The organism is Pseudomonas sp. (genome assembly GCF_050739995.1).
Taxonomy (GTDB): domain Bacteria; phylum Pseudomonadota; class Gammaproteobacteria; order Pseudomonadales; family Pseudomonadaceae; genus Aquipseudomonas.
On record NZ_JBOICG010000092.1, the window covers coordinates 1 to 19,579 of the forward strand.

The window sequence follows — 19,579 nt, forward strand, 5'->3', positions numbered from 1 at the left end:
GCCAGGCCGTAACTCTGGCTGGCCGGGCCTGGCAATACGTGGTGCAGGAACACGATACGCTCATTGTGCTCGGTGGCGTTGAGGTGCACGTTGGCGACCAGCGGCTCGCTTTCCGGCAATACGGTCAGTTCGAAGTAGTGAGTGGCGAACAACGTATAGGCACGCAGGTGCGCCAGGCGTTCGGCCGCCGCCCACGCCAGGGACAGGCCGTCGAAGGTGCTGGTGCCGCGCCCCACTTCGTCCATCAGTACCAGGCTGCGCTCGGTGGCGTTGTGCAGGATGTTGGCGGTTTCGCTCATTTCCACCATAAAGGTCGAGCGGCCACCGGCCAGGTCATCGCTGGAACCGATCCGCGTGAAAATGCGGTCCACCAGTGACAGCTCGCAACTGGCCGCCGGCACAAAGCTGCCGATATGCGCCAGCAACACGATCAACGCGGTTTGACGCATGTAGGTGGATTTACCACCCATGTTCGGACCGGTGATCACCAACATACGAGTATCGTCGTCCAGCGACAGGTCGTTGGCCACGAACGGAGTGGTCAACACCTGCTCCACTACCGGGTGACGCCCCTGCACGATGCGCATGCACGGCTCGCTGACAAACCGCGGGCAGTTCAGGTCAAGGTTCAGCGCACGTTCGGCCAGGTTGCTCAGTACATCCAATTCGGCCAGCGCGGCGGCGGTGTCTTGCAGCGGCGCCAATTGGCTGATCAAGTCTTCGAGCAAGTTCTCATACAGCATCTTTTCCCGAGCCAGGGCGCGGCTCTTGGCCGACAGTGCCTTGTCTTCGAACTCTTTCAGTTCTGGGGTGATAAAACGCTCGGCACCTTTGAGGGTCTGGCGCCGCTGGTAGTCGATCGGTGCCGATTCGGCCTGCTTGCTTGGCAACTCAATGAAGTATCCATGTACGCGGTTGTAGCCGACTTTCAGGTTAGCCAGGCCAGTACGCGCTTTTTCGCGGGCCTCCAGATCTATCAGGAACTGCCCGGCGTTTTCGCTCAGGGCTTGAAGCTCATCCAGTTCGCTGTCGTAACCGGTCTTCAATACGCCGCCGTCGCGGATGATTGCCGGCGGGTTGTCGATGATTGCCTTTTCCAGCAGCGCCGCCAGTTCTGGGTAGGTACCTGCTGTAATGGCAAGCTGTTGCAGGTGTGGGGTATCCAGCTCGGTCATCGCCACTTGCAATTGCGGCAATGCGCCAAGGGCATCGCGTAGGCGTGCCAAGTCCCGGGGCCGCGCATTGCGCAGGCCGATTCGCGCCAGGATGCGCTCGATATCGCCGATTTCTTTCAGTTGCGGCTGCAGCTTTTCAAAGCGATAACCGTCCAGTAGGCAGGTAATGGACGTCTGGCGCGCCTGCAACACGGTCAAGTCGCGCAGCGGGCGGTTCAACCAGCGAGTCAGCAAGCGGCTGCCCATGGCGGTCTGGCAACGGTCAACTACCGATTGCAGGGTGTTGTCGCGCCCGCCGGCGAGGTTGGTGTCCAACTCCAGGTTGCGACGGCTGGCGCCATCAAGCACCACGGTGTCGTCCAGGCGTTCATGACGCAGGCTGCGCAAATGCGGCAGGGCGGTGCGCTGGGTTTCCTTGGCATAGCTGAGCAGGCAACCGGCGGCGCCGATGGCCAGGGTCAGGGTTTCGCAGCCGAAGCCTTTAAGGTCTTGCACCGAGAACTGTTGGCAGAGGCTTTTCAGGGCTGAATCACGCTCGAAATCCCACGGCGCACGACGCTTGGTCCCACGACGTTTTTCGGCCGGCAAATCCTTTGGCCAATCATCCGGAATCAACAACTCTACCGGGTTGATGCGCTCCAGCTCAGCCAGCAGGTTCTCCCAGCCCTTGATTTCCAGCACGCTGAAGTTGCCGCTGGTGATATCCAGTACCGAAAGCCCAAACAGGCGCTCATCACCCAACACCGCTGCGATCAGGTTGTCGCGCCGCTCATCCAGCAACGCCTCATCACTCACCGTCCCCGGTGTGATAATCCGCACTACCTGACGTTCCACCGGCCCTTTACTGGTGGCTGGGTCGCCAATCTGCTCGCAGATCACCACCGATTCGCCCAGCTTCACCAACTTGACCAGGTAGCCTTCCAACGAATGGTAAGGAATCCCACACATCGGAATCGACTGCCCCGCCGATTGCCCACGCGCGGTCAGGGTGATGTCCAGCAGCTTGGCGGCCTTCTTCGCATCTTCGTAGAAGATCTCGTAGAAGTCGCCCATGCGATAGAACATCAACTGATCAGGGTGCTGGTTTTTCAATCGCCAGTACTGCTGCATCATTGGGGTGTGGGAGGACAAGTCGGAAGTGTTTTTACTCATCAGATAGTTAGCAAATTCGTTAAAAGGAGTGGGGCAAAGGTGGGGCGCTCGGCCCAGCTGATTTTGCAATGGTCGCAAGGTTAACACGCAAGGTCGGAGCTTCGCAGGTCACAAGTGAGTGGGTAAAAAGGCATGGCAAATGCATAAATTATGCAAATTAGCATTTGCCAACCCCCCAAACTCCCGTCACTATCCGCGCTATGCAAAAACGCAACGTTTCTATCGTCTTAAGAGAACTGCTGGATCGCGACCGGATCTCCCCCACGGAGCTTCACCGGCGTACCGGCGTGCCTCAATCCACGTTGTCACGGATCCTCAGCGGCAAGATCGTTGATCCGTCGGACAAGCACATTTCCCGCATCGCCGAGTACTTCCGCGTGAGCACCGACTACCTGCGCGGGCGCGCGGCAGTGGGCGCGCAGCGGGATGAAGGGCGCGACCCGATGCATTCGGAACTCAAGGATATAAGCCTGTGGGATGACGACACGCCCGTGAATGATGACGAGGTGTCGATCCCCTTTCTGCGTGAGGTTGAATTGGCTGCTGGATCAGGAAGATTCGTCATCGAGGAAAGCGAGAAGGCCAGCCTGCGCTTCGGCAAACGCAGCCTGCGGCATAACGGTGTGCAGTTTGACCAGGCCAAATGTGTAACGGTGCGTGGCAACAGTATGTTGCCGGTGCTGCGCGACGGCGCCACGGTGGGAGTGAATGCGGGCAAGAGTGGCATTGGTGACATCGTCGATGGCGACTTGTATGCCATCAATCACAATGGCCAGCTTCGCGTGAAACAGCTCTATCGCCTGCCTTCGGGGATTCGACTGCGCAGTTTCAATCGCGATGAGCATCCGGATGAAGACTACAGCTTCCAGGATATCCAGGATGAGCAGATCAGCATCCTTGGTCATGTGTTCTGGTGGGGCATGTACGCCCGTTAACCCTTTTGCGTAAGACAAAACCCGCCAATGTGCGGGTTTTTTTTCGCCTGCTGAAAACCGCCAAACCCTTTGCCTGCAAAGCTGAAATTGCATCAATGCATCGTTCTCGCAAAAATAAATGCATTTGCGCATTGACTGTATATGCATACATGCATATTCTTCATCTCAAGCCAGCCAACAAGGCCTGGTGGAGGTGGCAAGGATGCTGCCAAGGAAGACAAGGAAGGCACGCAACATCGGCAAGGACGCCATCAAGGAGATGGCAGGGATGCCAGGCAACACCGGCAAGGATGCCGACGCTCTTTAGTTTTACCGCTTTAAAAAAGGCAGCGATGAACCGGCCTCATAACGGTTCAGAGGGTTGGCAACTGACCCGGGTGTGCAGCGTAAAGCACCAGAAGCAGTTATCCGGCAGACAGGGATCGTGGTCGGAAAAACATTGAGGAAAGAACCGTACCGCGCCAGTAGCGCCGAACGTTCGAATATGGACCGCATTACTGAAAAGCCCGGGCGACCGGGCTTTTTGGAATGCCTACTATAAATGGATTTACCCAACACACCGGCCTTGTGCCGCAGATGCTCAGCCAGGAGGCGTGACATGACAAACGAGCAGCAAGCGTTGGCGGAAATGCCGATCTGGCTGGTGATCGTACTGGCCCTGATCGGCGGGGTCTCCGGCGAAATGTGGCGCGCCGACAAGGAGGGCGCCCGTGGCTGGTCGCTGCTACGGCGCTTGGCCCTGCGTTCCGGGGCCTGCATGGTCTGCGGGGTTTCAGCATTGATGCTGTGTTACGCCGCCGGCATGTCGATCTGGACCGCCGGTGCCATTGGTTGCCTGACCGCCATGGCCGGTGCCGACGTTGCCATCGGCCTTTATGAACGGTGGGCCGCCAAGCGCATCGGGATCAATGAAAGCTCCCGCCAGGGGCCGCAGTAACCGTTGCAAGGACGCTATCTAAATGACACTTATCGAAAAGCCATCCCAACTGCCCCAAGCCATCGGCGAGGCGCTGCACTCTGCCTTCCCGGACCTGAAGGTTGGCAGTCATCAAGACTTCCAAGGCTCCGGGGGTGAAACCGGTGTGATGATTACGGTCGAGGGCAACGGCCCGGGCATTCGCTCCCGCGAAGGACGCAAGGCCCACGCCCTTTCGATCTCGCTCAAGGCCATGGTGGCTCCAGGTGCATTGCCCTTTGATGCTTGCGACCTGGCCAGCCAGCTCATGGATCTGGTGCTGGATAACCGCTGGAACCTGCCCCAGGCACAGTGCGATCTGCCGGCGAATATCGTTGCGGCTCCCACCCCACGTACGACCGCAGGAGCGGACTACGACACCTGGACCGTTTCTTTCATCCAAACCCTCTATCTCGGACCGACGTTGCTCAACGATCCCACAGGCCAGCCGCTGTTCGCCTGCACCTGGGAGGTCTCGAGCATCGACGATCCCGCTCAATACAAGCCACTGTCGGAGTAGCCCATGTTCGACGCGCTGTTACGCATGCAACTGGGGCCGATCGTCGAGCGCCTGGCGGAAATGGAAGCCCAGCTCGAAGACCTTTACCGCCGCGCCGAAAGCTTTTGCCGGATCGGCGTGTGTCAGGAGGTCGACGCGGCCAGTAATACCTGCAAGGTCAGCCACGGCGAATTGCTCACTCCGGCCATCCGCTTCTTCAATCCCAGCGCCGGAGCGCAGACTGAAACCCGCATCCCGTCCGTGGGTGAACAATGCCTGTTGCTCAACTATGGCGGCGGGGAAGGTGGCGGGCAGTCCGTTGCCCTGTTCGGTTTGAACAGTGATCGCTTCCCGCCGGTTTCCAACCTTCCAACATTGACTAGGCGTCGCCATCAAGACGGCACCCAAAGCGATTACGACGACGCCAGCCACACCTTCAATTGGGTCAACGGCCCCACCACGTTCAGCGGCTCTCGTGAGCAGGTCGACGTCAAGGTCGGCGCCACCAGCCTGACGCTCAACGCCCAAGGCATCACCCTGCAAACCGGCGGCACCAGCCTGATATTGGATGCCGGCGGCGCGCACTTCAGCGGCCCGGTGGTGGACCACCAAGGTCGAATCATCAGCCCGTGATAAGGACATCCCATGATCGGCATCGATCGCAACACCGGGGCAGCCGTCGATGACTGGCTGCAATTCGTGCAGCGCGCCACCCGAGCGCTGACCACCCCCGTGGGCACTCGCCAGAAGCGCCCATTGTACGGCTCGATGATCCCGCAATTGCTCGGCCAGAACCTCGGCGACGACTTGCTGATTCTTGCCCAAAGCCACGCCGCCCAGGCGTTCTACAACACCCAGAACGGCATTGGCGACTTTCAACCCCAGGTCATCGTCGCCACCCGCCAAGGTGCTGGCCTGTTGTTGCGTTTTGCCGGTACCTGGAAAAACCGCCAACAAACCTTCGAGGTCGTGACATGAGCATGCTGATCCCAGGCCAGAACCAACTGGCGGAACCGGCCATCATCGCGGTGGATGAGTTCGAACCCTTGCTGGCCGAATTCAAGGCGTTTGTCGTCGACTACGTCGCCACCCGCGCGCCGCAAAGTGCAGCCAAACTGAAGGTCAGCCTCGACAACGAAAGTGAACTGCTGACCCTGGCCCTGGAAGCCTTTTGTGTGCGCCTGCAAACCCACGAGCGCCAATACAATGCGCGCATCAAGCAGATGCTGGCGTGGTGGGCCACAGGCACTAATCTGGATGCGCGCCTGGCCGACATGGGCCTGGAGCGCCAAGTGCTCGACCCCGGCGACCCGGCTGCATTCCCGCCAGTGCCGCCGACCTTGGAAAGCGACGACGACGCCCGCCTGCGCTATTACCTGGCGCCCCACGCCCCGGCAGCAGGCTCGCGCATGCAGTACCGCCGCGAAGTGTTCACCCTCGGCGAGCGGCCGACGGTCAAGGTGCAAAGTGCGACACCCGGCGTGGTCACCGTCAGCTACACCTTCGACCCGGATGGTTATGCAGCCCAGGTCAAGGACGGCAACGGCCGCCGCACGGCGCCGGGTGAAGTGATGGTTACCGTGCTGTCACGGGAAGGCGACGGTACACCATCGACCGATTTGCTTGACGGTGTGCGCCGCCATTTCGCACGCCCCGATGTGCGGCCGGAAACCGATCTCGTCACCGTCCAGGGCGCGCAGATTCAGCCGTACAAGATTCGTGTGGTGGCCAAGATCAACGCCGGCCCGGACTCCGGGCTCACCCAAGTAGCCGCCCAGAAACTGCTGCAAACCTATGCCGACTCCTGCCATCGCCTGGAAGGGCGGGTGGACCCCAGTTGGATCGACTACGCCATTCACAGCGCTGGCGCGGCACAACTGCAGATCCTCGAACCGCTGCAGCCGATTATCAGCACTGCGTTCCAGGCCCCGTACTGCACGGGTGTTGAAGTGGAGGTGCGCACGCTATGAGTGACGAACCCAAAGCGAGTCTGTTGCCGGCCAACAGTTCACCGCTGGAAAAGGCCTTGGACCTGGGCTTCGGAAAGTTGCTCGAGCGGGTTGTACCGCCATTTCCGGCGTTGATGAACCCGCTGCAAACGCCTACCGAATTCCTGCCTTACCTGGCCGCCGACCGGGGTGTCAGTGAATGGGACGCCAGCGCCAGCGAAGCCGAAAAACGCCTGACCGTGGCCTTGTCCTGGCAGATCCAACGCCAGGCGGGCACGCCCAAGGCATTGAGTTATGCGGTGGAATCACTGGGTTTCACCCCCAACATCAGCGCTTGGTATCAACAGCGCCCGCTGGGTGTGCCTTACACCTTCGACGTGCAGGCAATCATCGGGCGCAGTTGGTCCAGTGGTGACCATAACCGGCTGATCCGCCGTATCAACGCGGCACAGAGCGAGCGGGACCGGGCGACGATCACCGTTGTTCATGAGACCGAAGGTCAACTGGCGTTTACACAGGTGCTCCATGCCCCATTCAGCGACGGCGAGCTGTATTTGGACGGCGCACTGCCGGAATTGGCGCTGGTTGCTCGACTTAACAGTGCCGGGGTTGCCCAGCACTACACCATTAACGACTACGACCTCAGGGCGCAGCCATGACAGATGACATTACGCGCCTGGTGCGCTTCACCTCCAAAGGTTTGGATGAAGTGCTGCAGGCAAAGAATCAGGGCCTGAAAGGCGAAATCACCCACATCGGCGCCGGCACCGGCCGCTACAACCCGGACGGCACGGAAGTGGCCTTGCGCGACGAACGCCAACGGGTCGCCATCGTGGATTACGAAGACCTGGGCGACCGCCAACTCAGGATGGCCGCGCTGTTCGATGGCGAGGGTGAATATGAGATTGGCGAGTTCGGTTTTTACCTCGCCAGCGGGACTCTGCTGGCGGTGTATTCCGTGGCAGGGAAGTTGCTGACGTATAAAGCGGCAGCGGCGCGGGTGCTGCAAAAGTTTACGCTGGATATTTCGCCGTTGCCGGCGGATAGCGTGACGATTGTGGTGGGGAGTGAAAACCTGAATGTGTTGTTGGCTGAAGAGATCGCGATCATGGCGGCGGCTTCGGTGGACAACATGTCCCGGCATGTGGATTTGATGCTCAGGGTTATGCATCTCGAAGCGAAGTAATGGCGCTTACAAAAGTGCTGAAAAGACAAAGTTGACAGGGAGTTGATGATGGGAATTGAAGCGACGATTACGAAAGTTGTGGATGCGTGCAATAAGCTGACCGACACAGTGACCAACCAGATTGGCAAGATTGATGCGCGCATGGATACGGCGTCCAGTCAGTTCACAACGTGGCGTAATAGCGTGCAGGCCAAGGATATTAATGGGCGTGCACTTTATAAGCAGGAGATCGATCTGACCGGTTTGTCGACTGATGTAGTTTACCCAGTATGGTGGACTATGCCGGGTAACGAGGCGGGTGAAACCGAGATTACGATTTCTCGTTTTTTTGCACGAGATAGTGATAAGGCACCCTTCGGTGAAGGGATTTACCATATTGCGGGCTTGAACTTGCAGTTAGAGGGAGTGGGCTTTCCATGGAATGGTGATGCTAATTTTTTGACGATCAAGCGCATATCGCAAACCTATCGCGAAACGGTGCGCGGCATTTCGTTCGGCATGATTTGTACCGCACGAGCTGTCACAGGACTAAAGCCTCTGTATCTCGGTCTGGTTGCAGGTCAACTGACGACTGCCCCACAATTTTCCGGTTTGTACCTGAGAGGTGGGCTAAGTTACACCATTACCAAAACATTTGATTACCCGGTTAACTTCAGCAAGCTGGATACTGAAGTGATTATGAAGGATGACGTCACTGCCGAGTGGGAAGTGCGATGGGTAGTTAAGCCATATACGTTGGCCCAAGCGGAAGCGGTCCTTGGCAAGACCTTGGAAGAAAAGCGTTTGGCTTATTCGTATGACAACGACACTCGATACACCGCCAAGGTTTAAGGACGGATCAAATGACTTTGTTTATTGAAAAACTGGTGACCCCAGCCGGTGCCGCGTTGATTAACGTGCCCGCGAATGCGCAAACCCTCCAAGGGCTTGGATTTAACGATGAGGCCGCTCGCGTACTGATCGATAAAGCCACCGCCGCTGCTGCATTGGCCACCACCATTGCCGCGCGTCGCGCTGCCTACGTCAGTGAGGCGGACCCCATGTATTTGGAGTGGCAATACGACGGCACCACCGAGAAAGAAAAAGACTGGCGTGCCAAGGTCGCCGAGATCAAAGCCCGCTTCCCATTGCCGGAAGATAAATAACCCTCCCCACCGCGAAAGCGGTTTTTTTACGCCCACTCAAAGCCCCTCCCCGCAGGGGCTTTGGCGTTTCTCACCCGGAGAATTCCACCCATGCATAACCGACAAACCTACACCGTCCTCATCCCATTCCCCACCGGAGGTGGCCACTGGTCCACCGTCGGCGAGGAGCTGGAACTGCTCGACGTCGAAGCATCCGCCCTGCGCACCGCTGGCCGTCTGGAACTGACCAGCGTCCTTAACTCCACCCCCAAGAAGGCTGACTAATCATGGCTGAGGTTTTGAACTTCGAGCACAACGGCATCACCGTGAATGCCACCGAATCCCCCGAGGCCATGGGTGGCCTGGGTGACAACGTTATCGGGCTGATCGGCACCGCGCCGAACGCCCATGCGTCGATCCCGAAAAATGCCCCGTTCCGCATCAACAGCTTCACCACCCAGGCGCTGCTGGACCCTACCGGCGCCGAGTCGGGCACGTTGTTTCACGCCGTCTACCAGATCCTCAAAGTGGTCAAGGTGCCTGTCTATGTGGTGATTGTGGAGGAGGGCGCAACCCCGGCTGACACGGTCAACAACGTGATCGGCGGCAACGACCCTGTCACCGGTCGCAAGCTGGGCCTGGCGGCCCTGAGCAGTGTGCCGGAAGACCTGACCATCATCGGTGCCCCAGGCTTCACCGGGACCAAGGCCGTGGCTGGTGAGTTCGCCGCTTTCGGCAAACGCATCAAGGCCCGCGTGGTACTGGATGGCAAGGACGCGTCCGTCGCCGACCAAGTGACCTACAGCGGCGAACTGGGCGGTGCCGATCTCGGTTTCGACCGTTGCCTGCTGGTGCACAACATGCCGTCGGTGTACTCCAAGGCCGCCAAGAAAAACGTGTTCCTGTCGCCATCGTCCCTGGCCATCGCCGCACTGGCCAAGGTCAAGCAATGGGAAAGCCCAGGTAACCAGGTGACCTTCGCCGAGGACGTTTCCCGCGTGGTCGAGTACAACATCCTCGACACCTCCACCGAAGGCGACCTGCTCAACCGTTACGGCGTGAGTTACTACGCCCGCACCATTCTCGGTGGTTTCTCGTTGCTGGGTAACCGTTCCATCACCGGCAAGTTCATCAGCTATGTCGGCCTGGAGGATGCCATCAGCCGCAAGCTGGTCAAGGCCGGCCAGAAAGCCATGGCCAAGAACCTCACCAAGTCGTTCATGGACCAGGAGGTCAAGCGTATCAACGACTGGCTGCAAACCCTGGTGGCTGATGAAACCATTCCCGGCGGCAGCGTGTACCTGCACCCGGAACTCAACAGTGTCGAGAAGTACAAGAACGGCACCTGGTTCATCGTTATCGACTACGGCCGCTACGCGCCGAACGAACACATGATTTATCAACTCAACGCCCGCGATGAAATCATCGAGCAGTTCCTGGAGGACGTTCTCTAATGTTTACCAACCGAGTCAGACAGGCCATTGCGGCCACCCTTCAAGGCCTGCCGTTGTCCGCGACCGTCGAAGAGTTCACCCCGCCGAAGATCGAATTCGACATGGAATCCATGTCCGGTGGGCGTTTCATCGCCGAAGAAATGGCCAAGAGCGGCAAGGTGCTCAACGCCAAGCTGGTGCTGCAAGGCGCCGGTCCGGAAATCATGTTGGCCCTGGGCGTGCGCCTGGGTGACGACATCCTGTTGAACGTGCGTGAAGCCGGTCAGGACCAGGACGGCAAGACCTATTTCACCTACCACACCGTTGGCGGCAAGCTCAAATCCCTGGAGGAGGCGAAGCTGAAGATGGGCGACAAGGCACTGACCACCCTGGAACTGTCCTGCCGCACCTACAACCGTCTGGAAAACGGCATCCCGGTGATCGACATCGACGTGCGCACGCAGAAGTTCGTGCTCAACGGCGTCGACATCCTCGGCGACGCCCGTCGCGCCGTACTGATGCCTTAAGAGAAACCATGAGCTGAAGTGGGCACGGTCAAATGTGGGAGCAGGCAAGCCAGCTCCCACATTGACCGTGTTCATCTTCAAAGCGTTTTTCAACCCCGCTTGACCAAGGAATTGCCCCATGGCCTGGATGCCCCCGCTGCACCATCTGCTCTCGCCGATCACCGCTGACACCGGCGCGACGATCGAGCAGATTCAACTCAAGCCACTGTTCTATGCCGCGCAAAAAGACGCGCTGGCCCGGGCCGGTGATGACGAGGACGACCAGTTCTTCGAACTGGCGAAACTCGCCACCGGCCTGTCGGAAAAAGAACTGGACCAACTCAAGCGTCCGGACTACGTGAGCATTGCGCAGTACGTGCATGAAATGTCGACGCTCCCTGCGTCGTTCTTCCTGAAAACACGCGAAGACGTGACCCACGACCAGCCTGTTCACCTGCTGCTGCCCCTCGACGCCGTCGGTCGCAGCCTGACCGAGCTGTCCCTGGAAATGCCCGCCTTGCGCGCCACCAAAGTGATGAAAAAACTCGCCACCAACAAAGAACGCGCCGAGTTCATCACCGCACACTGCACTGGCCTGATGATCCCCGATCTCGCTGGCCTGACCGTGCCCGACTGGACGGAACTGCAGGAGCGTATCGACGATTTTTTAAATCAACCGGCGGACTTCTTTCGGAGCGCGACATCGAAGTGATCCTCGATGTAGTGCCCCTGATCTACTCGGTCAATGAGGCGGAGATCCTCGACTGGGACGCCGGCAAAGCATTGCGTCGCTACGACATCGCGATCACTCGCCTTGGCGTTAAACAGGAGTAAGCGGGATGCAAGAGACTCAATTTGGGATGAGGCTCGCCCAGGAAGACAAACGCTGGCTGCTGGGCGACGCGGACCTCGGCAGTGTGTTGGCGCCGTTTGATGCAGGCCTTGCCGCGCCAGTGAGCCTGGACGCCGCGCCGCCACCCCAACAGGACCCGCAGTCGGTGCTCACCTCGGCACTGGTGACCGTCAGCGTGGACATCAACGCCCTGGCGCTGGAACAAGTACACCTGCGCGAGGCGTTGGAAACGCTCACCAGCACGTTGTTCATTACCGGTAATACGCTGGCAACCAAGACGGTTGATGTCACTGGCGAACCTGCCAAAAGCCCGCCAAAAGAACCTGCTCAAGCTCCGGCCTCCTGGGTGGATAAGGGCCTGCAAGGCGCAGCGGATGCCGGTAAGTTCGTCGGCAAGGAACTGCTCACCAGCTTGTGGGATAAGGCCAAGGAAAGGGTTTCGGACAAGGCGCTTGATGCCGTGGCTGACAAGTTTCCAACCGCTGCCAAGTGGCTCAAGAAGGACGATAAGGGCAAGGACGGCAAGGCTGACAAAGAGTGCTGCTGCACGGGAGCACTGCCTGCCGAGATCCGTGGCCCGCTTGGTACCGCGACAGCTCAGTTGCCTGAGAGTGTGGGTGAAACCGCCAGGGAGAAGGACAAGAGCAAAGGCAAAAGCAAAAGCCCCAAAGGTCAATCGAAGGGGCCGCGCGGCAGGCGTTACAAGACCCGCCAGGCAACATCACGGGCGATCAAATCCAGCGTCGTCAGGAAGCAGACGGAGCTGAAGTCGCAACGTACTGGCACCTCAGCCCCTATCTCGCCCCCGCTCAATGTCATGGGGCAGCCGCAGCAGCTGTTCGACAGCAAACTGGCGAGCAAAGGCTCGACCCCTCTTCCCGGCAATTCGTTTGCCACCTCCGCAGCACCTCCGGCAGCCCGCCCCGCAGCCCGCCCCGCAGCCCGTCGCGCAACTAAGGGCCTGGCGACAGGACTGTCGGGCGCATTAGCCAAACTGGAGTCGGGCGGTGCTCGTCGCCTCGGCCCGATGAAGTACGTCGACACTGCCATGGATGTCGTGCAGGGCGTACGCAATGGTGACGCCAAAGCCGTCGGCGCCGGCCTCAGCACTGCCGGTGGCGCCTGGGCGGGAGCGTCTGCCGGTGCGGCCATCGGCACGATGATATTCCCCGGCGTCGGCACAGCGGTCGGTGGCGCAATCGGTGGGTTGCTTGGCAGTGAGGCTGGTAGTTGGCTCGGTGACAAGCTGTTCGGTTCGAGCGACCGTCTGCCAGCCCCAGCAGACGTCAGTAAAAACCTGAACAACGCCCAAGCCGACAACCGCCAAATCAACTTCGCCCCGCAAATCACCATCAACGCACCGGAGCAGGCGAGTTATCAACAGCTGGCGGAGTTGGTGGTGCAACAGATCGAAGCGCAATTTTCGCCGCTGTCGATGGACGACCTTCTGGGGTCGCGACGGGATGCGGCACTGACCGATATGGGAGGGGTGTGATGCGACAACAGATGGCATTGGGCACGTTTATTTTCGGGCTGTCCCGTGGGTTCGCCTACGACACCCTGGACCGCGCCAGCAGTGGCGGCTGGGTCGGGTTGCCTATCGTTGCGGGTAAACCCAAGTCTAGCCAGGTCGGGCAGGGGCTCGAAACGTTGACCTTCGGCGGCAAGGCCGCGCGCGCGACGGGTATGGCGCGGCTGGATGAGTTGCGTGTGCTGCAAGACCTGCGTGCACCGTTGCCTCTGGTTGATGGCGTCGGTCTCAGTTGGGGGCTGTGGACCATCAAGTCGGTGGCCGAAAAGCAATCCAACGTGATCGACGATGGCACCGCCATGGTGATCAATTGGTCGCTGGTACTGGAGGAGTTCGTCAATGCGTAGGGTCCGAAGTATTGCCGGTGATTCGGTGAACCTGTTGCTGTATCGCGAACTCGGCCGCTGTGATGACGCCGCCGAGGAAATGCTGTGGCTGTTGAATCCGACGTTGGCCGAGCAGGGCGCAGTATTGCCGACGGGCGTCAGTGTGATCGTGCCTGAACTGGATAGACAGCCCATCGCGAAAAAACCGGTTTCGGCCTGGGATTAAGGAGCAACCATGACACTTGGATATACGCCAGTGGTGGAGATCTACGGGGCCAATGCCACGTTGCTCAACGAGCGGCTATTGGAGTGGGAGCACACCGATGCGGCCGGTTTCGTCTCGGATCATCTCAAGTTGACCCTCGATATCGAAGGCCTCGAAGGGCTGCCCGACTTGGGTGGGAAAATCGGCTTGCGCGTCGGTTATCTGGAATCCGGCCTGGTGGACAAAGGGCAGTTCAAGATCACCAAGCGCACGCCGTCGCTATTCCCGATGCGGCTGGTACTGGAAGCCACGGCGGCACCGTTTGATCAGGACGGGTTCAAACAACGCCGCACCGCCAGTCACGGGCCGATCACCCTGGGCGCACTGTTCCGTCTATTGACGACGCGCTACGGTTATTCACCCCGGGTGGCGCCTGACCTGGAGGGCAAGCAGATCCCGCACGTTGACCAGACGAACGAAAGCGACATGGCATTCCTGACGCGCTTGGCCAGGCGTTTCGACGCAGTGGCCAAACCTGTCGACGAACTCTATGTGCTGGGCCGAAAAGGTCAGCTCACCTCGCTGTCGGGCAAGACCCTGCCGGATGTGCGACTGTCGCTCACGCGCGACAATCGCCCGGGAGATCGCGCGTTTATCAGCGCCAAGCTGACCGATGCCAGTCGTGCCAAATACTCCGGTGCGCAAGCATCCTGGTGGGATGGGGCGGCCGGTAAAAAACGCGTTGTGCAGGTCGGTATCGAGCCCTTCAAAGAGGTCACGCAGCGTTACCAGAATGAGGCCGAAGCTCGTTCTGCTGCTGAGGGAGAGATGCGCCGAGTCGGGCGTGAAGGGCTGCGGGTCGATGTGATTTGTCCCGGAAATCCGTCATTCGCCGCTGAAGGTCTGTTGCTGTTGGATGAGTCATGGCCAGGCTTCATGCAGGGGCGTTGGTCGATCAATACGGTGACCGCCAGTGGCAAGCGCAAAGACGGTTATCGATGCACGATCAACGCGAGCGGGTTGGCCGCCGCAGAGTAAACCGAGCCGTTGACGTCCTTCTCCCGCGTGCTTTCGCACGGGTTTTGCCGACCATGGAAGGGGGATGCCAGCAAAAGGAATTTGCAGATGTTGAGAGAATTCAGGTGCGGTAACTGCAAAAGACTTCTCGCCCGTGTGGGTGGGTTTACAGAGCTCCAGATCAAATGTTCCCGATGCGGGACGTTGAATCATGTGAAGGCCTCGAGCCTTGAGCGATCGCCTTTGAGCGACATGAAAGCGGATACCTCCGCGACAAATCATTCAACTCAATAGGTGACAAAAATGGCAGGACCAGAAGGACCACCTCGCGTTCAATTCACCAACAACGGCAGCCCGGTGTTGCCTCCTCGTAACTCAATGAATCCAGGTCAGTATTTGGAGTCGCCAAATAAGCGCTTCAAACTGATCCTGCAGACCGATATGAATTTGGTGCTCTATGACAACGGCACTGCCGTATGGGTTGCCGATTCGAACACTCCATACTCCAGCACCTTATCGAACCCGGTAGCAAAGGTACCGAATTCGTTCTACGTGTTTGAGTCTGGGGTTCTATCGGACCATGTGCATGTTCGCATTTGGAGTACGGTAAACAGCACCCCGCCTGACAGCGTTGCTGCTGCCGCGTACCGAAACTTTCTGCAAGTTCAGGACGATGGGAACATCGTGATTGTCGACTCACGAGCCATCTGGAACGGCACTCCGTCTATCCCGCTTGATCCGGGTGGTACCGCATTCCTTTTTGGCGGTCCAACCGAATTGGTTATGGGTGTCCCGTACTTCGCCGGTGATGGTGCATTGATCTTCCAGGGGGACGGGAACGTCGTGAACTACGGTCCGAACTGGAGTGTTCGATGGGCCAGTTATACCCAGAACAAGGGCGCGACCCGTGCGGTGTTCCAGGCGGATGGCAATTTTGTCGTGTACGCGGCGAATAATGTGCCGCTCTGGAATTCGGGCACTGGCGGCAATCCGGGCGCAACTCTGCGGTTGCAGCCAAATGGCAGCTTGGCAGTCGTACAGGAAGTGCCTGTCTGGGCTCGCTTTGGGTACACGCCGACAATCCGTCGACGGAAAATCTACTACCCCAACAATGCGAGCCCAGAGCATAACGGCACAGATCCGTACCCAACCTATGGCCATATCGGTTGGGAATTCTGATCATCCCGCGCAATCAGCGGAGGTAGCAAAAGGGTCGTGCCTGTGTGGGCGACCCTCTTAATGCGAGGCGTCTCGCAACCGTCTCAATGCCTTGATTTTGATTGAGACCTTTTCTTTTTCGGTTCCGCTACACCCTTCGTCCTGAACTGGGAGAGCGGCTGAGGCCGACTTATTTCAAGCAAGCCCCACACAATCGAGCGCATGGAGTTATTACATCGCCTGTTCGATCCACAGATTTCTTTGCCCGGTAAACCCAGTTCTGAGGAGTGCAAGTCAGTGTCGATAACACTTTCCCAGCTTATTCAAGTGTTGCCTGCAGCCCGCTCCAGGGCGGGCTTTTTTCTGTCAGGGCTGAACACTGCAATCTCCAGATTTGAGATCGTCAGCCCCAAACGCATAGCTGCGTTTCTCGCCCAAATAGGCCACGAATCCGCCCAGTTGCGCTACGTTCGCGAACTGGGCAGTGATCAATATCTGAGCAAATACGACACCGGCTCCCTGGCCGTTCGCCTGGGCAACACCCCCGAGGCGGATGGCGATGGCCAGAAGTATCGCGGGCGAGGCCTGATCCAGATCACCGGCCGGAGCAATTACCTGGCGTGCAGCCAGGCACTGTTCGGTGACGATCGTCTGCTGCAACAACCTGAACTGCTGGAGCAGCCCCAATGGGCGTGTGAATCCGCTGCCTGGTTCTGGCAAAGCAACGGTTTGAACGAGCTGGCCGACAAGGACCTGTTCACCACCATCACCCGGCGCATCAACGGTGGGCTCAATGGTATGGAGGACCGCTTGCAGTTGTGGGCGCGGGCGAAGGCGGTGCTATGCGTTATTTAAGCACCTTGCGCGTGATCGCTGTTTGCCTGCTGATGGCGGTGGTGTGGCAGGTGCAGGCTTGGCGTTACGGTGGGCAGCTAGAGCATCAGGAGGAACTGCATATCGATGCGCTCAAGCAGCAAACCCAGGCCTTTTTGCATCAGCAACAAGTGGCACAGGGGCAGCGGTTGGCCCTGGAACAACAACTCAACACCAACGACCTACAACACACTCAGGAGCTAAGCGATGCCCAACGCAACCAAGCTGCTTTGCGCGACCGCCTGGCCACTGCTGATGTGCGGTTGTCAGTCCTTCTCGACGCCACCGCCCCCACCAACGGCTGTGCAATGCCGGCCACCGCCACCTCCGGCAGCGTGGTTCATGCAGCCCCACGAGCCCGACTTGACCCGGCGCATGCTCAACGAATTATCGGCATCACCGACGACGGTGATAACGCCCTGATCGCCTTGCGTGCTTGTCAGGCGTATGTGCGTGCCGTCGCGCAGTAACCTGTTGATGCACGCTGTAACTTGCATGGCCGATGCGCTCCTGTAGGGTAGGCGAACCCCCCCCATTCCTGGAGACGACCGTGAAGGAAATCACTCAACTGGCTGCTGAACTGGGCCGTCGCTTGCAAGTGCTCAATGCCCATGTCACCACCGCCGAGTCCTGCACCGGTGGCGGTATTGCCGAAGCCATCACGCGGATACCGGGCAGTTCGGCCTGGTTCGAGGCGGGGTACGTCACCTATTCCAATCGACAGAAGACCCGGCAGTTGAATGTGCCGGAAGACCTGTTCCGCAAAGTCGGCGCCGTCAGTCAGGAAGTGGTGGAAGCGATGGTCCGCGGTGCACAGGAAAAAAGCCTGGCGCGCTTTGCCGTGGCGGTCAGCGGGGTGGCGGGGCCGGATGGCGGGTCGCCGGACAAGCCGGTGGGCACCGTATGGCTGGCGTTTGGCGTGGGCGACGAGGTCACGGCTGAGCTGGCGCACTTCACCGGTAACCGGGATGAGGTCCGCCGACAAACGGTAAAGGCCGCGCTGGAGGGCTTGATGCGACGAGCTGCAGCAGAAATAGAAAATCAGGGGTAGGCGATCTCGGATCTTTGTGGAACAATACTGTCTACTTATACAGGTGTTGGCCGTCAGGCCTTATTGATTACGTGAGGACTTTAATGGACGACAACAAGAAGAAAGCCTTGGCTGCGGCCCTGGGTCAGATCGAACGTCAATTCGGCAAGGGTGCCGTAATGCGTATGGGCGATCATGACCGTCAGGCGATCCCGGCTATTTCCACTGGCTCTCTGGGTCTGGATATCGCGCTCGGCATTGGCGGCCTGCCAAAAGGCCGTATCGTAGAGATCTACGGTCCTGAATCTTCCGGTAAAACTACCCTGACGCTGTCGGTGATCGCCCAGGCGCAAAAAATGGGCGCGACCTGCGCGTTCGTCGACGCCGAGCACGCCCTGGACCCAGAATACGCTGGCAAGCTGGGCGTCAACGTAGACGACCTGCTGGTTTCCCAACCGGACACCGGTGAGCAAGCCCTGGAAATCACCGACATGCTGGTGCGCTCCAACGCCATCGACGTGATCGTGGTCGACTCCGTGGCGGCCCTGGTACCCAAGGCTGAAATCGAAGGCGAAATGGGCGACATGCACGTGGGCCTGCAAGCCCGCCTGATGTCCCAGGCGCTGCGTAAAATCACCGGTAACATCAAGAACGCGAACTGCCTGGTGATCTTCATCAACCAGATCCGTATGAAGATCGGCGTGATGTTCGGTAGCCCGGAAACCACCACCGGTGGTAACGCGCTGAAGTTCTACGCTTCGGTCCGTCTGGATATCCGTCGTACTGGCGCGGTGAAGGAAGGTGACGAGGTTGTCGGTAGCGAAACCCGCGTTAAAGTCGTGAAGAACAAGGTGGCTCCGCCGTTCCGTCAGGCTGAGTTCCAGATTCTCTACGGCAAGGGTATCTACCTGAACGGCGAGATGATCGACCTGGGCGTGCTGCATGGTTTCGTCGAGAAGTCCGGTGCCTGGTATGCCTACAACGGCAGCAAGATCGGTCAGGGCAAGGCCAACTCGGCCAAGTTCCTGGCGGATAACCCGGATATCGCCGCCACCCTTGAGAAGCAAATCCGTGACAAGCTGCTGACCGCAGCGCCGGACGTGAAAGCTGCCGCCAACCGCGAGCCGGTTGACGAGATGGAAGAAGCCGACACTGACATCTGAAGCAAACGATGACTGTTGTACTGGATACACTCGTCGCCGTTCGGCGCACTGCGATGGACCTGCTCGCTCGCCGCGAGCATGGTCGAGTCGAGCTGACGCGTAAGTTGCGTCAGCGCGGCGCAGAGCCTGAAATGATCGAAACAGCCCTCGACCGTTTGACGGAAGAGGGGCTGCTTTCCGAATCCCGTTACCTCGAAAGTTTTGTTTCCTACCGAGCCCGTTCCGGTTATGGTCCTGCGCGAATTCGCGAAGAGTTGAGCCAGCGTGGCCTGCAACGCGCTGATATTGATCTCGCCTTGCGTGAGTGTGGCATCAGTTGGCAGGCGCAGCTGGAAGAGACCTGGCGACGTAAGTTCTCCGGACATTTGCCGATTGATGCCAAGGAGCGTGCGAAGCAGGGGCGCTTCCTGAGTTATCGCGGGTTTTCGATGGAAATGATCAGCCGCTTGTTAAGTGGCCGTGACCTGGAAGACTGAACCGCTGTTGTAGTGAGCGGGCTTGTCCCGCGC

At 59.0% G+C, this 19,579-nt stretch carries 27 protein-coding genes; 26 read left to right on the top strand and 1 reads right to left on the bottom strand.

What is annotated here, in order from left to right; all coding sequences use genetic code 11:
* A partial coding sequence (gene mutS, locus ACRESD_RS03110; RefSeq protein ID WP_431749582.1) for a DNA mismatch repair protein MutS occupies positions 1 to 2,327 on the bottom strand: 2,327 nt, incomplete at its 3' end.
* A gap of 191 nt (positions 2,328 to 2,518) precedes the next feature.
* Between mutS and ACRESD_RS03115 the strand changes: the two genes are divergently transcribed.
* From ACRESD_RS03115 to recX, 26 genes are all read left to right on the top strand, one after another.
* On the top strand, positions 2,519 to 3,262 hold the full coding sequence (locus ACRESD_RS03115) for a LexA family transcriptional regulator (RefSeq protein WP_431749604.1): 744 nt from the start codon (positions 2,519 to 2,521) through the stop codon (positions 3,260 to 3,262).
* 598 nt (positions 3,263 to 3,860) lie between these two features.
* Entirely contained in the window at positions 3,861 to 4,199 is a 339-nt protein-coding gene (locus tag ACRESD_RS03120) for a phage holin family protein (RefSeq protein ID WP_431749583.1), read from the top strand.
* A gap of 22 nt (positions 4,200 to 4,221) precedes the next feature.
* Positions 4,222 to 4,737 carry a hypothetical protein gene (locus ACRESD_RS03125; protein ID WP_431749584.1) on the top strand — a complete coding sequence of 172 codons (516 nt, stop codon included), beginning with the start codon at positions 4,222 to 4,224 and terminating at the stop codon, positions 4,735 to 4,737.
* Between the two features lie 3 nt (positions 4,738 to 4,740).
* Positions 4,741 to 5,349 (top strand): phage baseplate assembly protein V, encoded by a 609-nt coding sequence (locus tag ACRESD_RS03130; RefSeq protein ID WP_431749585.1) that lies wholly within the window; start codon positions 4,741 to 4,743, stop codon positions 5,347 to 5,349.
* Positions 5,350 to 5,361: 12 nt separating this feature from the next.
* The gene (locus ACRESD_RS03135) at positions 5,362 to 5,694 is read left to right on the top strand and encodes a hypothetical protein (RefSeq protein ID WP_064450996.1); all 333 of its coding nucleotides are present in this window, start codon (positions 5,362 to 5,364) and stop codon (positions 5,692 to 5,694) included.
* Positions 5,691 to 6,686 (top strand): baseplate J/gp47 family protein, encoded by a 996-nt coding sequence (locus ACRESD_RS03140; RefSeq protein ID WP_431749586.1) that lies wholly within the window; start codon positions 5,691 to 5,693, stop codon positions 6,684 to 6,686. Before ACRESD_RS03135 ends, ACRESD_RS03140 begins: the two co-directional genes overlap by 4 nt.
* Positions 6,683 to 7,324: a phage tail protein I gene (locus tag ACRESD_RS03145; RefSeq protein ID WP_431749587.1), complete on the top strand. Its 642-nt coding sequence runs from the start codon at positions 6,683 to 6,685 to the stop codon at positions 7,322 to 7,324. Before ACRESD_RS03140 ends, ACRESD_RS03145 begins: the two co-directional genes overlap by 4 nt.
* Entirely contained in the window at positions 7,321 to 7,851 is a 531-nt protein-coding gene (locus ACRESD_RS03150; RefSeq protein ID WP_431749588.1) for a hypothetical protein, read from the top strand. Before ACRESD_RS03145 ends, ACRESD_RS03150 begins: the two co-directional genes overlap by 4 nt.
* Before the next feature lie 48 nt (positions 7,852 to 7,899).
* Positions 7,900 to 8,682: a phage tail protein gene (locus ACRESD_RS03155; protein WP_431749589.1), complete on the top strand. Its 783-nt coding sequence runs from the start codon at positions 7,900 to 7,902 to the stop codon at positions 8,680 to 8,682.
* Between the two features lie 11 nt (positions 8,683 to 8,693).
* Positions 8,694 to 8,996 (top strand): hypothetical protein, encoded by a 303-nt coding sequence (locus ACRESD_RS03160; RefSeq protein WP_431749590.1) that lies wholly within the window; start codon positions 8,694 to 8,696, stop codon positions 8,994 to 8,996.
* A gap of 90 nt (positions 8,997 to 9,086) precedes the next feature.
* Positions 9,087 to 9,260 carry a hypothetical protein gene (locus tag ACRESD_RS03165; protein WP_162843515.1) on the top strand — a complete coding sequence of 58 codons (174 nt, stop codon included), beginning with the start codon at positions 9,087 to 9,089 and terminating at the stop codon, positions 9,258 to 9,260.
* A 2-nt stretch (positions 9,261 to 9,262) separates the two neighbouring features.
* A complete protein-coding gene (locus ACRESD_RS03170) occupies positions 9,263 to 10,429 on the top strand; it encodes a phage tail protein (RefSeq protein WP_431749591.1) in 1,167 nt (388 codons plus the stop codon).
* Complete coding sequence (locus tag ACRESD_RS03175) at positions 10,429 to 10,935, top strand: phage major tail tube protein (protein ID WP_431749592.1); 507 nt, start codon at positions 10,429 to 10,431, stop codon at positions 10,933 to 10,935. Before ACRESD_RS03170 ends, ACRESD_RS03175 begins: the two co-directional genes overlap by 1 nt.
* Positions 10,936 to 11,053: 118 nt before the next feature.
* Entirely contained in the window at positions 11,054 to 11,626 is a 573-nt protein-coding gene (locus ACRESD_RS03180) for a phage tail assembly protein (RefSeq protein WP_431749593.1), read from the top strand.
* Positions 11,623 to 11,748: a hypothetical protein gene (locus ACRESD_RS03185; protein WP_017844653.1), complete on the top strand. Its 126-nt coding sequence runs from the start codon at positions 11,623 to 11,625 to the stop codon at positions 11,746 to 11,748. Before ACRESD_RS03180 ends, ACRESD_RS03185 begins: the two co-directional genes overlap by 4 nt.
* A 5-nt stretch (positions 11,749 to 11,753) precedes the next feature.
* Entirely contained in the window at positions 11,754 to 13,262 is a 1,509-nt protein-coding gene (locus ACRESD_RS03190) for a tail tape measure protein (protein WP_431749594.1), read from the top strand.
* Positions 13,262 to 13,645 (top strand): phage tail protein, encoded by a 384-nt coding sequence (locus ACRESD_RS03195; protein WP_431749595.1) that lies wholly within the window; start codon positions 13,262 to 13,264, stop codon positions 13,643 to 13,645. Before ACRESD_RS03190 ends, ACRESD_RS03195 begins: the two co-directional genes overlap by 1 nt.
* Positions 13,638 to 13,850 (top strand): tail protein X, encoded by a 213-nt coding sequence (locus ACRESD_RS03200; protein WP_431749596.1) that lies wholly within the window; start codon positions 13,638 to 13,640, stop codon positions 13,848 to 13,850. Before ACRESD_RS03195 ends, ACRESD_RS03200 begins: the two co-directional genes overlap by 8 nt.
* Positions 13,851 to 13,859: 9 nt before the next feature.
* Positions 13,860 to 14,867, top strand: a complete 1,008-nt coding sequence (locus tag ACRESD_RS03205; RefSeq protein WP_431749597.1) for a phage late control D family protein — start codon at positions 13,860 to 13,862, stop codon at positions 14,865 to 14,867.
* Between the two features lie 81 nt (positions 14,868 to 14,948).
* On the top strand, positions 14,949 to 15,140 hold the full coding sequence (locus ACRESD_RS03210) for a zinc finger domain-containing protein (RefSeq protein WP_431749598.1): 192 nt from the start codon (positions 14,949 to 14,951) through the stop codon (positions 15,138 to 15,140).
* 9 nt (positions 15,141 to 15,149) lie between these two features.
* Positions 15,150 to 16,025, top strand: coding sequence for a putidacin L1 family lectin-like bacteriocin (locus ACRESD_RS03215; RefSeq protein ID WP_431749599.1), 876 nt, complete (start codon positions 15,150 to 15,152; stop codon positions 16,023 to 16,025).
* Positions 16,026 to 16,301: 276 nt separating this feature from the next.
* A complete protein-coding gene (locus tag ACRESD_RS03220) occupies positions 16,302 to 16,859 on the top strand; it encodes a glycoside hydrolase family 19 protein (protein WP_431749600.1) in 558 nt (185 codons plus the stop codon).
* The gene (locus ACRESD_RS03225) at positions 16,847 to 17,347 is read left to right on the top strand and encodes a lysis system i-spanin subunit Rz (RefSeq protein WP_431749601.1); all 501 of its coding nucleotides are present in this window, start codon (positions 16,847 to 16,849) and stop codon (positions 17,345 to 17,347) included. Before ACRESD_RS03220 ends, ACRESD_RS03225 begins: the two co-directional genes overlap by 13 nt.
* Positions 17,348 to 17,427: 80 nt before the next feature.
* Positions 17,428 to 17,928 carry a CinA family protein gene (locus ACRESD_RS03230; protein WP_431749602.1) on the top strand — a complete coding sequence of 167 codons (501 nt, stop codon included), beginning with the start codon at positions 17,428 to 17,430 and terminating at the stop codon, positions 17,926 to 17,928.
* Between the two features lie 83 nt (positions 17,929 to 18,011).
* Positions 18,012 to 19,070 (top strand): recombinase RecA, encoded by a 1,059-nt coding sequence (gene recA / locus ACRESD_RS03235; protein ID WP_123714828.1) that lies wholly within the window; start codon positions 18,012 to 18,014, stop codon positions 19,068 to 19,070.
* Positions 19,071 to 19,078: 8 nt separating this feature from the next.
* Positions 19,079 to 19,546, top strand: coding sequence for a recombination regulator RecX (gene recX, locus ACRESD_RS03240; protein ID WP_431749603.1), 468 nt, complete (start codon positions 19,079 to 19,081; stop codon positions 19,544 to 19,546).
* Positions 19,547 to 19,579 lie beyond the last annotated feature (33 nt).

Excerpts from the sequence above, each read along its gene's own strand:
- ACRESD_RS03165 (WP_162843515.1), top strand. The coding sequence starts at position 9,087 with ATGCATAACCGACAAACCTACACCGTCCTCATCCCATTCCCCACCGGA.
- ACRESD_RS03135 (WP_064450996.1), top strand. The coding sequence starts at position 5,362 with ATGATCGGCATCGATCGCAACACCGGGGCAGCCGTCGATGACTGGCTG.
- ACRESD_RS03125 (WP_431749584.1), top strand. The coding sequence starts at position 4,222 with ATGACACTTATCGAAAAGCCATCCCAACTGCCCCAAGCCATCGGCGAG.
- ACRESD_RS03190 (WP_431749594.1), top strand. The coding sequence starts at position 11,754 with ATGCAAGAGACTCAATTTGGGATGAGGCTCGCCCAGGAAGACAAACGC.
- ACRESD_RS03140 (WP_431749586.1), top strand. The coding sequence starts at position 5,691 with ATGAGCATGCTGATCCCAGGCCAGAACCAACTGGCGGAACCGGCCATC.
- ACRESD_RS03215 (WP_431749599.1), top strand. The coding sequence starts at position 15,150 with ATGGCAGGACCAGAAGGACCACCTCGCGTTCAATTCACCAACAACGGC.
- ACRESD_RS03120 (WP_431749583.1), top strand. The coding sequence starts at position 3,861 with ATGACAAACGAGCAGCAAGCGTTGGCGGAAATGCCGATCTGGCTGGTG.
- ACRESD_RS03170 (WP_431749591.1), top strand. The coding sequence starts at position 9,263 with ATGGCTGAGGTTTTGAACTTCGAGCACAACGGCATCACCGTGAATGCC.
- recA (WP_123714828.1), top strand. The coding sequence starts at position 18,012 with ATGGACGACAACAAGAAGAAAGCCTTGGCTGCGGCCCTGGGTCAGATC.
- ACRESD_RS03205 (WP_431749597.1), top strand. The coding sequence starts at position 13,860 with ATGACACTTGGATATACGCCAGTGGTGGAGATCTACGGGGCCAATGCC.
- recX (WP_431749603.1), top strand. The coding sequence starts at position 19,079 with ATGACTGTTGTACTGGATACACTCGTCGCCGTTCGGCGCACTGCGATG.
- ACRESD_RS03180 (WP_431749593.1), top strand. The coding sequence starts at position 11,054 with ATGGCCTGGATGCCCCCGCTGCACCATCTGCTCTCGCCGATCACCGCT.
- ACRESD_RS03155 (WP_431749589.1), top strand. The coding sequence starts at position 7,900 with ATGGGAATTGAAGCGACGATTACGAAAGTTGTGGATGCGTGCAATAAG.
- ACRESD_RS03150 (WP_431749588.1), top strand. The coding sequence starts at position 7,321 with ATGACAGATGACATTACGCGCCTGGTGCGCTTCACCTCCAAAGGTTTG.
- ACRESD_RS03145 (WP_431749587.1), top strand. The coding sequence starts at position 6,683 with ATGAGTGACGAACCCAAAGCGAGTCTGTTGCCGGCCAACAGTTCACCG.
- ACRESD_RS03195 (WP_431749595.1), top strand. The coding sequence starts at position 13,262 with ATGCGACAACAGATGGCATTGGGCACGTTTATTTTCGGGCTGTCCCGT.
- ACRESD_RS03200 (WP_431749596.1), top strand. The coding sequence starts at position 13,638 with ATGCGTAGGGTCCGAAGTATTGCCGGTGATTCGGTGAACCTGTTGCTG.
- ACRESD_RS03225 (WP_431749601.1), top strand. The coding sequence starts at position 16,847 with ATGCGTTATTTAAGCACCTTGCGCGTGATCGCTGTTTGCCTGCTGATG.
- ACRESD_RS03130 (WP_431749585.1), top strand. The coding sequence starts at position 4,741 with ATGTTCGACGCGCTGTTACGCATGCAACTGGGGCCGATCGTCGAGCGC.
- ACRESD_RS03175 (WP_431749592.1), top strand. The coding sequence starts at position 10,429 with ATGTTTACCAACCGAGTCAGACAGGCCATTGCGGCCACCCTTCAAGGC.
- ACRESD_RS03160 (WP_431749590.1), top strand. The coding sequence starts at position 8,694 with ATGACTTTGTTTATTGAAAAACTGGTGACCCCAGCCGGTGCCGCGTTG.